Origin of the sequence: Ignatzschineria cameli (assembly GCF_003121895.1) — a bacterium.
GTDB lineage: Bacteria > Pseudomonadota > Gammaproteobacteria > Cardiobacteriales > Wohlfahrtiimonadaceae > Ignatzschineria > Ignatzschineria cameli.
On the sequence record NZ_QEWW01000007.1, the window covers coordinates 22527 to 36654 of the forward strand.

The following is a 14128-nucleotide window of genomic DNA, read 5'->3' on the forward strand; positions in this document are numbered from 1 at the left end:
AGACCTCTCGATCTCCCCCTCTCTTGAAAGCTTAAAGAGAGGGGGTTTAACCCCATTTTTACTCTTGAACGACTGTTTTAACCTCTTCTAGCTTTAATCCTGAAAATAACGGCTCAGAGGAACTTGCTTCAGAGAGATGTTGCACCTTACGTGTCGCTACGATTTCTTTAGCAACAGGATTATCTTTCGCTTTTGTATCCATATAGACAGTTCTATGGGCCGCATCTATTGTCCCCACATTTTGGGCTCCGCCCCCTAATGCTGCATAGAGCATCACATCATTGATATGCTTATTAAAGTAGGTGGTTAATAATTCTTGGCGTGAACTAAAGAGTGTTCTTTGTGCATCTAAGACATCGAGATAGCTGGCAATACCATTGGTATAGAGCAGATTAGCTAAACGTAATTGCTCAGAGGTTGTTGCCACAAGATTTTGTTGTGCGCGCAGTTGATCGCTTAATGGTTTCTTCGAGACTAATGCATCTGCAACTTCTTGGAAGGCTGTCTGAATCGTCTTCTCATATTTGACCACTTCCACATTCTTACGGACATAGGCAAGATCTAAATTCTTCTGAATTTTACCCCAGTTAAAGATTGGAATAGAGATCTGTGGTGCAAAAGTCCAGCCACTATGGCCTGATTTGAAGAGATCTGAAAGCTCTCCTGAAGCATTACCAAAGGTAGATGTTAAGGTGATGCTTGGGAAGAAGGCTGCTCTCGCGGCACCAATATCAGCATTTGCCGCTAAGAGTTGATACTCTGCCTCAATCACATCAGGACGGACTAAGAGAACTTGTGAAGGAAGACCGACCGGCAACTCTTCTGAGAACTGTTTTGCACGTAGAGAGAGCCCTTTCGGGAGATCTGTGGCAACGGCACCCACTAAGGTATAGAGAGCGTTACGCGCCTTACCTAACTGCCCTTCAATGTTGGCAACTTGCGCCTGTGCAGAGAAGACCTGCCCTTTTGCTTGCGCTAGATCGAGATCATTAGCAATTCCTGCTTCAACCTGCTGCTGGACAAGATTGTAAGAGGCTCTATTGGAATTTAAAGTCTCTTTTGCAACGCGGAGCTGCTCTTGTGCTAATACCTCTGTTAAGTAGGCACGCGCAACACCGGAGACAAGTGCAATCTCAGCTGCTCGTTTCCCCTCTTCCGTTGCAAGGTATTTAGCAAATGCAGCGTCGCTCAAAGAGGCTGCTTTTCCGAAGAAGTCAATCTCGAAGCTACTAACCCCGAAATTAAGAGAGGATCCTTCTGCTACAGAAGGTTGACCTGGCATTGTATTTTCACGACCGGCCTTAGTTCTTGAATACCCGCCTGCCGCATTAAATCCTGGTAATTGATCCGCTACAGAGATCCCATAAGCAATTCGCGCTGCTTCAAGATTTAAGGTTGCCAATTGCAGATCCTTATTATTCTCTAACGCTAAAGCGATCAGCTTTTTCAGACGAGGATCTTTAAAGTAGTTCTCCCAACTAATTTGATAAGCAAAGGTTTGATCTGCTAATGTTCCTGCTTGAGCACCCGATGAGACTGGGAAACTATCAATAACGGGAAGTGCAGGACGCTCATATGTAGGCGCCATGGAACAAGCGGCTAAAATAAAGGGAGCACCGACGAGTAACAGTGATTTTTTCATATCTATGATCAACCTCTAGTTGAGTTTGGGGCAATAACAGTTCTGTAAAACTGACAAAGTATTATATTTTAAGTTATCCATTCCCACTATCGATTCGAAATATCGCGCTAAGATCAATATCATCACGAATAGTCTCAACAGCAATAATGGATTGAAAGATGGGTGATATTGTACCAAGTGACAACAATGTTGTCATTATCAAATCACCCCTCTCTCTGCCTAGATCTTCACTCGACCTCTAGCATCTCTATTAAAAATTTCTATCAGGCATTGCTATCAGGGATTTCTATCAAACATTTTTATCAGATACTTCTATCTTGAATCTCTTCAAGTATGCCGGCGCTCGCTTTAGAGCTTACCGTAACCATAGAAACGCTGTTGCCAATAGGGCGTATCAAACCGGGTAATCTCAACCCGTTTGCCAGAACTTGGCGCATGAATCATCTGATTATCGCCGATATAGATTCCCGCATGGGAGATACTCTTACCATTGGTGATAAAAAAAACGAGATCACCCGGCTCCGGTTTATCGGTACGTTTCGCGTAACGATATTGGCTTCGAGTATCTCGCGGTAATGAAATGCCGGCATTTTTATAAGCATATTGAATCAACCCACTGCAATCAAATCCCCGTTTAGGATCGGTCCCCCCAAAGAGGTAGGGACGTCCAATCTGTCCCTTTGCATGATAAATGGCTGAAAACTTTGCCCCGAGCAGATTCTCCTGCTTCACATCACTATCGGCAACGGCTAGTGAAATAGGGGTCAATAGTGCCGCTACAAAAAGAAAACGTTTGAGCTGATCGGTTAAGCGGTTCTGCATCATCTCTCCCATAAATGAATTAATCTACAATCAATCGATCTACAAATTGTTAAAAGCCACCGCTATGGCAGAAATCCCTCGATAAATTGGGGTGTTGATAGACATTTTTGCTATACTTTACCCCTTAATCAATCCCTAGAATTGCATCAAGGATACATATTTTATGCCACAGCACTTAAATAATAGAATATTAATTGTACACGCAAATCAACAAGAAGCTCAAAAAATTGCACGTCTTCTACGTGATGCTCAATTTTACTCAGAAATTGTTACCCTAAAAGATCTTGCCGAAGCCCTCAAAAATGGCCCAACAAAAGCGATCTTAAGTGACCAAGTTACAGCGATCGAAGCGCTTTTAGAGCGTGAATCTTTCACAACACCTCTCTTTGCCTTAGCAGAGGATAGCTCAGCGGAAGCGGTGATCGACTTTATTAAGGGAACAGGGGCAGAAGCGGTCTGGAGCGTTGATGCATTTATTGAGCATCACACTAAAGCGATTCAAAATAGCGTACAAAATGATGAGGTGATCTTAGGGCTCTCTGGTGGTGTGGATTCCTCTGTGGTGGCGGCACTGATCCATAAAGCGATCGGCCAACAGCTCACTTGCGTCTTTGTCGATACAGGTCTTCTTCGTCTCAATGAAGGGGATAAAGTGATGCGAACCTTTGCAGACAATATGGGAATCCATATTATTCGTGTCGATGCTGAAGCTCGCTTTTTAGAGGCGCTCAAAGGGGAGAATGATCCGGAGAAGAAGCGTAAAATTATTGGAGAACTCTTTGTTCGTATCTTTGAAGAGGAAGCGCGTAAGCTCCCTAATGCGAAGTGGCTAGCACAGGGCACCATCTATCCTGATATTTTAGAATCGATCAATACTAAAGATGGCGTTGCTGTTAAATCCCACCATAATGTTGGTGGCTTGCCGGAAGATATGGATCTCAAATTATTAGAACCTATCAGCTCACTCTTTAAGCATGAAGTTCGTGAGTTAGGCGTTGCTTTAGGGCTTCCAAGAGAGATGGTCTATCGCCATCCTTTCCCCGGACCGGGCTTAGGTGTTCGTATTTTGGGGGAGATTAAAAAAGAGTATGCCGATATCCTTCGTCTTGCCGATGATATCTTTATTGAAGAGCTCATCAAAGCTGATCTTTACGACAAAGTATCACAAGCCTTTGCGGTATTTGTCCCGGTAAAATCGGTAGGTGTCTCTAATGATAAGCGAGTTTATGATTACGTTATTGCCCTACGCGCTATTGAGACCATTGACTTTATGACGGCACGCGCAGCGCATCTTCCTTGGGACTTCATTGAGCATGTCTCTAATCGCATCATCTTAGAAGTCGATGGAGTTTCACGCGTCACTTATGATGTCTCTAACAAACCGCCTGCAACAATTGAGTGGGAATAATAGAAGAGATAAAAGAGCTTTCGAAGAGATATTAAAGATCGAGAAGATATAAAATTTTCGATATCTATCCCTTGATCAGCAAGTCAAGGGGCCTAGATCCAATTGAATCACTTCGAATCTTTCTATAGAGTGCCCAACATCATTCGTGTGTTGGGCCTTTTTTATCACTCCTCTTCTTTCAAGATACAATAAAAAAATCCTTAACCAATAATGGTTAAGGATCTTCATAAACCTCTATTGAAGGATCTATAATCTCTATTAGAACTCATCTTCAAGAGCGCATTTAGGGGATAACTCTCTTTCTAATAAGACTCAAATTTTAATCAATAGCATCCTATATCAACACCTTTTAACGATATTTCGATAATGGTCAAGATTCAATAGAGCTAATTTACTATCGTTATCCATAGAGATTAAACTAATGGCACTTCTGGAAAGTCGAGTTTTGGATCAACAATATTATTGAGCCAATTTGTAAAGCTATTGAGTGCCGTAAAGAGTGTCAATTGCACAATATCAGCTTCAGTAAAACCTGCTGCTTTTGCGCGCTCTACTAAGGCATCATCTAAATTCCCTCTATTTTTGAGAACCCCTAACGCAATATCGATAATTAACTGCTCACGAGCATCTGCCGCACGACCATGTTGCGCTTCGAGACACTCCTCTTCACTCATACCCGCCATTCTCTTTGCGGTAAAAGTATGAGCGCTAACGCAGTAGTGACAACCATTGTAATTAGCGACTGCTAATGCTAATAACTCTTGATCTCTTTTTGAGAATTTAGAGTTTTCCAATTTTGCTTGTAACGCTAAAAACGCATCTAAGCTCATTCCATCAATTCCTAACGCACCAAAGAAGTTAGGTAACATGCCAAACTTTCCTTTCAATTGCGTTAAAATCGGCTTTGCAATCTCATCTGCTGTCTCAGGCGTAACTAATGTAAATTGTGTCATTTCTTAATGGCTCCTAATCTTCAATTCCTAGAGTAATCTCTATCTCATTTATCTTGTTCGTCTTGTTTCTTAGCCTCTATCGATCTAGATTCAATTTCTAGATTTAGTTTCTAGACTCAATTTGAGCGATTTCAGTATTGAGCGCTCAAGTTGATTAAAACTTGATTAAAATGTGTGGCAGAAACAATTCATTTAAAAAAACTTATTAATGAACCTTCTATATACTAACTTACATTATATAATTTTACAATTTGTTGCCGACATTTGCCCATATTTTGCTACTATTTTGATCCCTTAAATAGGATCAGCCAGAAGCCTTTATCTCTTTATCCCCCTTTTGTCTAATTTATAAGCTAAAATAGCAGTTCATAATTGAGCGCACTCTGCTTAGCGTGTATTATGAAGAGATTATTAGGCAATCTGTACTGAACAGATTTTATAATTTAAGGAGAGAGTTATCTATGCGTATTGTCCTGCTTGGCGCACCTGGGTCTGGAAAAGGCACTCAGGCTGAAAATATTGTTAAAAAATTTGGAATTACCCACCTCTCTACAGGGGATATGCTTCGTGCGGAAGTAAGTGAAGGAACGCCGTTAGGTCTCGAAGCGAAAAAAATTATGGATGAGGGTAAACTTGTCTCTGATGAGATCGTGCTTGGCATGGTTAAAAATCATATCCTTAAAGCAGAGAATGGCTTTCTTTTAGATGGCTTTCCTCGCAACATCAATCAGGCAGAGCAACTTGATAAACTTCTCGATGAGATCAATATGCCGATCGATAAGGTGATCTACTTTGATGTTCCTTTTGAAGTGATCAAAGAGCGTCTTAAAGCACGTGGTCGTTCTGATGATACCGAAGAGACGATTCTTAAACGCCGCAAAGTCTTTGAAGAGGAGACTTTCCCATTAGTCGACTACTTTATCCTTCAAGGCAAGCTTAAAACCATCAATGGTTATGGTGATGTTAATGAGATCTCTCAAGAGATCTTTAAAGTGCTTGATCCATCACTCTAAGCGTCATATCTCTATCTCTTTACTATGCATAAGAGACTGACTTAGCGCGGTAATCCCCTCAGTCAGCTCTTAATAGAAGGGAATAAGATTGTAATAAGGCTACAAGCATCGCTTCGTAGCCTTTTATATCTCTCAAGGTTACATATGAAACGAAATATCTACTGGATCTTAGCGACGGTTCTCTTTATCGCCGTCTTCGCCTACTTCGCTGTCCCACTCTTTAAACCCCCTAAGCAGGGAAATATTGAGACAGATCCCTTCTGGGTCGTGGAGACATCACCACAAAATCCCGATTATCTGAAGGTCTTTGAGATTACCTTAAATGAATCGTCTCTTCAGGATCTGATCTACATCTTAGGCAATCGTCTCAGCCTCTCGCTCTTTGTTGAAGGAGATCAGAAGAGCCTTGAAGGTTATATTCGTGAAACCCATATCGGAGGGTTGACTGCCCGCATCCCCTTTACGCTGCAATTAGATGAAGCGGAGATTGAATCTCTAATGCCCTTTTTAACCCGAAGTAAAATGTCCACCTCAAAACGGCAGATCTATGAGATTCCGGAAGAGTATCATGGTCGATTCCAGCAGAATAAAATTGAGAATATCGCTTTTATCCCTATGGCGGTCAACCTCGATGAAACAGTTATTCTTGGCCGCTTTGGCGATCAACCTATTAAATTACAAGAGGCTAATAATGGTCCTTTCCACTATCTCTATCCTGAGAAAGGGGTTGATATCTCATTAGATGCAAAAGGGGAGTATCGAGCCATTGTGCAATATATTACACCGGCAGAGTTTGAGGAGAAGATTATGCAACCCCTCATTGAAAATGGCGCAGAAGAGCGCCCACTCTTAGGTGAGGAGTAGATCGAAAAGAATAGAGAATGGAGATTAGAAAATAAAACGTACAAAAAGAAAGGGGTTCAATATTGATTGAGCCCCTTTTTTGGGTCTAACTCATCCTATAACTGTGATAGAGCCGTTAATCACTCTAATAGAAACTGATTCGTAGAATCTGATGTATAAAATCTGACACAATTGATCTACTTCGATTGATAATGATTTAATGAAGGAAGATAGTACTCAATCAGCGAGAGCGATTCTGCCTCTTTAAAGAAGAGAGAGCGCCGAGCAATAATCAGTTCATCCACCTCTAACCCCTCTTGAGCAAAATCGGGCAGTAAAAAAGCAGGAATCAGCGCATACTCGAAAGAGGTTCGCTCTATCATATTCTCACCATTGAAAAGACGTCGTCCAAGAGATTGTGTTCCGCAGTTGAGATAGGTTTGCCAAAATTGGGAATGCTCATCACAGAGGCTTTCAGCGGCAATTACCGCCCGTCCCTCTAACCTTAATTTCACCCGGCGACTAAAGAGCGCACGATTATCAACCATCAACGGACCTAGGTAGAGTAGATCCACATCAAATGCTGGATTGAGCCCTTCTAACCCTTGCGTTAAGGATTGAATCGTTAAAAGAGGGAGATAGAGCTCAAGATCAAAACCAGCTTCCATAAGGAGCGATTTAAGAGCCGATTGCGGATGCCACTTACCCATTCAAAATTCCTTCAAAATGTCTTCAAAATGTCTTCAAAATATATTTAATTTTTTTAGAACATCTTTAAAACTCTAGATGATGCTAGATGATCTCGAATAACCTAAAAGATCCTTAGAGAAAATCCTTAGAGAACCTTTGTAATCTTATTGATAATATAACCAGCTGCCATGATTCCCATCGTTGCTGTGACCGTCATAATAGAGCCATATCCTTGGCAATTAAGCCCACCACTTGCACTCTTCTTCGCCTGACTATTCTCACGACTAAAAACAATCGGCACCCCAGCTCGTTTCGTGTGATCAGGAAAATGATACTCCTTTCGCAAAATTGATTTGAGACGGGCACAGAGCGGATCATGAAATGTCGCATTAAGATCATCAATTAAGAGAGCATCAGCACGACGCTTTCCGCCGGCAGCCCCCGTTGAAATAATCTTATAACGATTGCGTTTTGCATAGGCAATCAGCGCAGCTTTCACTCTAACCTCATCAATTGCATCTAAAATCCAGGCATTTTTTCGATCAAGTTGCAGATATTGCGCAAGATTCTCTTCAGTTAAGAAATCTTCAATCACCTCTACCTCACACGCTTGATTGATCTCAGCAATACGGCGCGCCATCTCAGCGACCTTTGAGGCCCCAATCGTTGAACTTAATGCATGAATCTGCCGGTTGATATTACTCTCTGCAATATTATCAAGATCGATTAAAGTTAACTTTCCAACGCCACTTCGAGCTAAAGCTTCGGCAGCCCAAGAACCTACTCCACCAATCCCGACAACCACGACATGACTGTCGGCAAGACGCTTTAATCCCTCCGCCTCATAGAGCCGTTCTAAAGTTGAAAATCGACGCTGATAATCTTGCTCAAACATAAAAATTCCTGCTATATCTGCTTGTAACGAAAAGCTAATGAATGCTCTATTCTACACAAAATAGAAAAGATCATCGCTTAAAAAGTGATGATAAAAAAAGAGGAGATATCGATATGATATCTCCACTTCTCAAATAGTGTAAATGATCGAAATTGCGATTAACCTAAACGCTCGTTCACTTTGTCCCAGTTCACTAATGCCCAGAAGTTTTCTAAGTAGTTAGGACGGCTGTTACGGTAGTCGATATAGTATGCATGCTCCCAAACGTCACATGTTAAAAGTGGTGTTTGACCTTCTGTTAAAGGGGTTGCTGCATTTGAAGTAGAAACTAATTCAATTGAACCATCTTTGTTTTTCACAAGCCAAGCCCAACCTGAACCAAATGTTCCGACCGCACATTTATCAAAAGCTTTTTGGAACTCTTCGAAAGAACCCCACTTCTTGTTGATCTCTTCTGCAATTTTACCTGTTGCAGCGCCACCACCTTGTGGTTTTAAAGATTCCCAATAGAAAGTATGGTTCCATACTTGTGCCGCGTTATTGAAGATAGGACCTGATGATTTTAAGATGATCTCTTCTAAAGATGCATTCTCAAACTCTGTTCCTTCAATCAATGTGTTTAAAGTATTCACGTAAGTTTGGTGATGCTTACCATAGTGATACTCTAATGTCTCTTTAGAGATATGGGGTGCAAGTGCATCTAATGCATAAGGTAACTTAGGTAATTCAAATGCCATTTCTTATTCTCCTTTCTTTCATTTTAATCTGATATTGACTCTCTTCATCACTACTCACTGAAAGCTATCGCCACCGAAGAGAGGTTCAATACCCCTTTACATAATAACAGGATTAGAGCCTTTCCGCTTATCTCAAACACCTTAAGCGATAGTTGCTGTAAAAAAGCCCAAAAGCAGTGGGCCTTTGGGCTTCAATCTAATCTTAGAGAGCTAAACTATTAAGCCTCATTAGATCGACCGATGGAAGATTTTAATATTTTAATATCAATCTCCCCTCTCTGCTCTGATCGATAGGCACCCATTGATCAACCCAATCTTCAACGACGAATCGAAAAGATTAATTGATAAAAGTTGCTGTAGATCAATTTTATGCCTTTTCACCTGTTAACTCAAGTGCAAGCATGAAGTATAGCGGGTCGAAACTACTTCTCACCATTTCGTAAGGGGACTGTTTTAGCAATTTTATCTAAAATCCCATTTACGTAACGATGACTTCCTTCAGCACCAAACTGTTTAGCAAGTTCAACTGCCTCATTGATCACTGATTTATATGGAATATCGAGCTGATATTGCAACTCATAAGTTCCTAACCATAAGATCGCATGTTCAATCGGATCAACTTGTGAGACATCACGATCTAAAAATGGTGCAATCGTACTATCTAGTTCAGATCGCTTTTGAACAATATTTTGTAATAGCTCATGGAAGTACTCACTATTAGCTTGAGCAAACTTCTCATTATCGGCAGCTAGATTTGCGCTGATCTCATTGAGAGAGCTCTGTGCAATCTGCCACTCATAGAGCGCCTGAATTAAAAAGAATCTTGCCGATTTTCTTGAAGCTATCAATTTACGCTTTGAAACAGACACGCGATATTTCCTCTTATATTGTGAATGAGAAAGCGCTCCCCTAAAGGAGCGCTCGATCAATAGTAGTTAATCAACAAGTTGACAACTATTTAGCTGCATTACGACGCTCTTGATGATAGATAAGACCCGTTCCTGCAGGAATTAAGCGTCCCACAATAACGTTCTCTTTAAGACCACGGAGATGATCTTTCAAGCCGCGAATCGATGCATCTGTTAAGACACGTGTTGTCTCCTGGAACGATGCTGCTGAGATAAAGCTATCTGTTGCTAATGATGCTTTTGTGATACCAAGAAGAACAGGTTGATAAGTTGCTGGAACTTTACCTTCCGCTTCTAAGCGATCATTCTCTTCGAGAACAGAGACATACTCTGCCTGCTCACCCTTAATAAAGGAGCTATCATTCGCTTCAAGAATCTCCACTTTACGGAGCATTTGACGAATAATAACTTCAATATGTTTATCAGAGATCTTAACCCCTTGGAGTCGATAAACGTCTTGAATCTCTTTTACTAAGTAAGCTGCAAGCTCTTTCACCCCTAAGAGACGAAGAATATCATGTGCGCTTAACTCACCATCAACAATGATCTCACCCTTCTCAACAGTCTCCCCTTCGAAGACGTTTACATGACGCCATTTAGGAATTAACTCTTCATGTGCAACACCGGCAGAGTCTGTGATAATCAGACGTTGTTTGCTCATTGTCTCACGACCAAAGCTCACAATACCAGTTGTCTCTGCAAGAATAGCCGCTTCCTTAGGACGACGCGCTTCAAAGAGGTCAGCTACTCGTGGAAGACCCCCGGTGATATCCCGTGTTTTTGAAGATTCTTGTGGAATACGTGCTAACGCATCCCCGATCGAGACAGCATCTCCATCATTTAGGTTAAGAATCGCACCAACAGGAAGTGTATACATCGCTGTTACATCTGTTCCTGGAATATTGAGCTCATTACCCGCCTCATCTACAACGTAGATTGATGGACGTTTACCACCAGTATTACGCTGCTTAGAGTCAAGAACGATCAAGTTTGAAAGTCCGGTAATATCATCTGTCTGTTTCTGAACGTTGATATTCTCTTCAAAATCAACAAACTTAATAAAGCCTGATACTTCAACGATAACAGGAATAGTATGCGGATCCCATGTTGCAACAACATCACCGATCTCAACACTACCACCTTCATCAACCACAATCGTTGCACCATAAGGCACTTTATAGCGCTCACGGTTACGACCAAATTCATCCATGATGATCAACTCACCCGAACGAGAGATCGATACAAGGTTATTATCCTTATTACGAACTGTCTTCATGCGAACAAGCTTCAAGGTACCTTTTGTCTTCACTTGGACATTAGAGACCGCTGCCGATCCCGATGCCGCACCCCCGATATGGAACGTACGCATCGTTAACTGTGTTCCAGGTTCCCCGATCGACTGAGCCGCAATAACACCGACTGCTTCACCAGGATTTACAAGGTGACCACGACCTAAGTCGCGACCATAACATTTTGCACACAATCCATAGCGATTCTCACAGGTGATAGGTGAACGAGCAATTAACTCATCAACACCTTTCTCATCAAGAAGATCTACTGCTGCTTCATCTAATAATGTACCTGCTGGGAAAAGAATCTCATCCGTTCCTGGAATATAGACATCCTCTGCGACAACAAGTCCTAATACACGATCACGTAATGGTTCAACAATATCACCACCTTCAACGATCGGAGTCATTAAGAGACCATCGGTTGTACCACAATCTTCATTAACGATAACTAAATCTTGTGCAACATCCACAAGACGACGCGTTAAGTAACCTGAGTTTGCTGTCTTCAATGCCGTATCTGCAAGACCTTTACGAGCACCATGCGTTGATACGAAGTACTGAAGAACGTCTAACCCTTCACGGAAGTTTGCCGTAATTGGTGTCTCGATGATTGAACCATCTGGTTTTGCCATCAATCCACGCATCCCCGCAAGCTGACGAATCTGCGCAGCACTACCACGCGCTCCTGAGTCAGCCATCATAAAAATTGAGTTAAATGAAGTCTGCTCAACTTTCTCGCCGGTCTTCTCATCAACAACTTCATCTTTACCAAGGTTATTCATCATCGTCTTCGCAACTTCTTCATTGGTGCGTGACCAGATATCGATAACCTTGTTATAGCGCTCACCATTGGTCACTAAACCTTGTGAGTATTGCATCTGAACTTCTTTTACTTCCGCTTCTGCACGCTCGATAATCTCCTGCTTCTGCGGTGGAATCACCATATCTTCATAGCTAATTGAAGATCCTGAACGCATCGCATAGTAGAAGCCGGTATACATCAATTTATCGGCAAAAATTACTGTATCTTTCAATCCTAAACGGCGATAACAGCTATTGATCAAGTTAGAGATTTCACGCTTAGTGAGCACCTTATCGATCAAGGAGAAAGGCAATCCTTCTGGAAGAAGATCTGTTAAGAGAATACGTCCTACTGTCGATTCAACGCGACGATAGGTTTCGCCCTCTTTAGCATCTTCAAACATTGAGATTGGGAGACGAACCGAAACTTTTGCATGAACATCAAGCTCTTTTAAGACATAAGCACGATGTACTTCTGCAGTATCGGTAAAGACTCGACCTTCCCCTTTAGCATTGATTCGCTCACGAGTCATATAGTAGAGGCCTAAAACAACGTCCTGAGAAGGAACGATGATCGGCTCACCATTTGCCGGTGAAAGAATGTTATTTGATGACATCATCAATGCACGTGCTTCTAATTGTGACTCAATTGAGAGTGGCACGTGAACCGCCATCTGGTCACCGTCGAAGTCGGCGTTAAACGCAGTACAAACGAGAGGATGAAGCTGAATCGCTTTACCTTCAATTAAGACAGGTTCAAACGCTTGAATACCAAGTCTATGAAGGGTCGGCGCACGGTTAAGAAGGATTGGATGCTCAGTAATAACATGCTCTAAGATATCCCAAACTTCTGGTACTTCACGTTCAACCATTCGTTTTGCAGCTTTAATTGTTGTTGCAATACCGCGTTGAATCAATTGTGAGAAGATAAATGGCTTAAAGAGCTCTAATGCCATCTGCTTCGGTAAACCACACTGATGTAGACGAAGTGTTGGTCCTACTACGATGACCGAACGACCAGAGTAGTCAACACGCTTACCGAGCAAGTTTTGACGGAAACGACCCTGCTTACCTTTGATCATATCGGCAAGTGATTTCAATGGACGCTTATTCGCACCAGAGATTGCACGGCCACGACGACCATTATCAAGAAGGGAGTCTACAGACTCTTGAAGCATACGCTTCTCGTTACGAACAATAATATCGGGCGCTTCTAACTCAAGAAGACGCTGTAGACGATTGTTACGGTTAATCACACGACGATAGAGATCATTGAGATCCGATGTCGCAAAACGTCCACCATCGAGTGGAACTAATGGACGTAGATCCGGCGGTAATACCGGTAAGTTTGTTAAGATCATCCACTCAGGACGGTTACCTGAAGCAATAAATGATTCAACTAATTTAAGGCGATTTGAGAGACGCTTAAATTTTGTTTCTGAACGAGTCTCTTGTAGCTCTTCACGAAGACGTGATGCTTCCTCTTCAAGATCGATCGCTTTTAGTAATTCTAAGATCGCTTCTGCACCCATTCGTGCATCAAACTCATCACCATACTCTTCAATCGCATCTAAGAACTCTTCATCAGTTAGAACTTGTCCATGCTCAAAAGGAGTCATACCAGGTTCAATAACTACAAATGATTCAAAGTAAAGGATTTTCTCAATATCACGAAGAGTCATATCAAGAAGAAGACCGATACGGCTCGGTAATGATTTAAGATACCAGATATGTGCCACCGGTGATGCAAGGCTGATATGCCCCATACGCTCACGACGAACATTTGAGAGTGTTACTTCAACGCCACACTTCTCACACACAACACCGCGATGCTTAAGACGCTTATACTTTCCACATAAGCACTCATAATCTTTAACTGGCCCGAAAATTTTCGCACAGAAGAGACCATCACGCTCTGGTTTAAAGGTTCGATAGTTGATGGTTTCTGGTTTTTTAACTTCACCATAAGACCAACTAAGAATTTTCTCTGGCGATGCTAAACCGATCTTGATCGCATCAAAGCCACCTTTATCTTCCGTCTTAAATAAATTTAATAAGTTCATTCGTTATCTTCCAATGTATATTTAAAGAAATGTCTCTACGACGCAATCCTCGATAAGGGAT

At 41.8% G+C, this 14128-nt stretch carries 12 protein-coding genes; 3 read left to right on the forward strand and 9 right to left on the reverse strand.

Translation table 11 applies throughout. The features are described from left to right. Positions 1–58 precede the first annotated feature (58 nt). From DC077_RS08545 to DC077_RS08550, 3 genes are all read right to left on the reverse strand, one after another. Positions 59–1642: an efflux transporter outer membrane subunit gene (locus tag DC077_RS08545; protein WP_109217959.1), complete on the reverse strand. Its 1584-nt coding sequence runs from the start codon at positions 1640–1642 to the stop codon at positions 59–61. Between the two features lie 73 nt (positions 1643–1715). After that, a complete protein-coding gene (locus DC077_RS11095) occupies positions 1716–1838 on the reverse strand; it encodes a hypothetical protein (protein WP_275663932.1) in 123 nt (40 codons plus the stop codon). A gap of 152 nt (positions 1839–1990) precedes the next feature. After that, complete coding sequence (locus DC077_RS08550) at positions 1991–2464, reverse strand: C40 family peptidase (RefSeq protein WP_162297645.1); 474 nt, start codon at positions 2462–2464, stop codon at positions 1991–1993. Between the two features lie 163 nt (positions 2465–2627). Here DC077_RS08550 and guaA point away from each other — a divergent pair, with 163 nt between their 5' ends. Continuing rightward, a complete protein-coding gene (gene guaA / locus DC077_RS08555; RefSeq protein WP_109202087.1) occupies positions 2628–3872 on the forward strand; it encodes a glutamine-hydrolyzing GMP synthase in 1245 nt (414 codons plus the stop codon). A 413-nt stretch (positions 3873–4285) separates the two neighbouring features. On the opposite strand, the gene DC077_RS08560 is transcribed toward guaA, so the two are convergent. Further along, positions 4286–4825 (reverse strand): carboxymuconolactone decarboxylase family protein, encoded by a 540-nt coding sequence (locus tag DC077_RS08560; RefSeq protein ID WP_109202086.1) that lies wholly within the window; start codon positions 4823–4825, stop codon positions 4286–4288. Positions 4826–5286: 461 nt separating this feature from the next. On the opposite strand from DC077_RS08560, the gene DC077_RS08565 reads away from it, so the two are divergent. Both DC077_RS08565 and DC077_RS08570 read left to right on the forward strand, forming a co-directional pair. Then, the gene (locus DC077_RS08565; RefSeq protein ID WP_109202085.1) at positions 5287–5838 is read left to right on the forward strand and encodes an adenylate kinase; all 552 of its coding nucleotides are present in this window, start codon (positions 5287–5289) and stop codon (positions 5836–5838) included. 144 nt (positions 5839–5982) lie between these two features. After that, positions 5983–6702, forward strand: a complete 720-nt coding sequence (locus DC077_RS08570) for a hypothetical protein (protein WP_109217961.1) — start codon at positions 5983–5985, stop codon at positions 6700–6702. A 176-nt stretch (positions 6703–6878) separates the two neighbouring features. On the opposite strand, the gene DC077_RS08575 is transcribed toward DC077_RS08570, so the two are convergent. The 5 genes from DC077_RS08575 to rpoC form a co-directional block, all read right to left on the reverse strand. Next, positions 6879–7391: a chorismate--pyruvate lyase family protein gene (locus DC077_RS08575; RefSeq protein ID WP_109202083.1), complete on the reverse strand. Its 513-nt coding sequence runs from the start codon at positions 7389–7391 to the stop codon at positions 6879–6881. Positions 7392–7516: 125 nt separating this feature from the next. Continuing rightward, positions 7517–8266 carry a tRNA threonylcarbamoyladenosine dehydratase gene (locus DC077_RS08580; RefSeq protein ID WP_109217962.1) on the reverse strand — a complete coding sequence of 250 codons (750 nt, stop codon included), beginning with the start codon at positions 8264–8266 and terminating at the stop codon, positions 7517–7519. 158 nt (positions 8267–8424) lie between these two features. Next, complete coding sequence (locus tag DC077_RS08585) at positions 8425–9003, reverse strand: superoxide dismutase (RefSeq protein ID WP_109202081.1); 579 nt, start codon at positions 9001–9003, stop codon at positions 8425–8427. A 422-nt stretch (positions 9004–9425) separates the two neighbouring features. After that, positions 9426–9872: a transcription antitermination factor NusB gene (nusB, locus tag DC077_RS08590; protein WP_109202080.1), complete on the reverse strand. Its 447-nt coding sequence runs from the start codon at positions 9870–9872 to the stop codon at positions 9426–9428. 85 nt (positions 9873–9957) lie between these two features. Continuing rightward, entirely contained in the window at positions 9958–14067 is a 4110-nt protein-coding gene (gene rpoC / locus DC077_RS08595) for a DNA-directed RNA polymerase subunit beta' (protein WP_109202079.1), read from the reverse strand. Between the last annotated feature and the right edge of the window lie 61 nt (positions 14068–14128).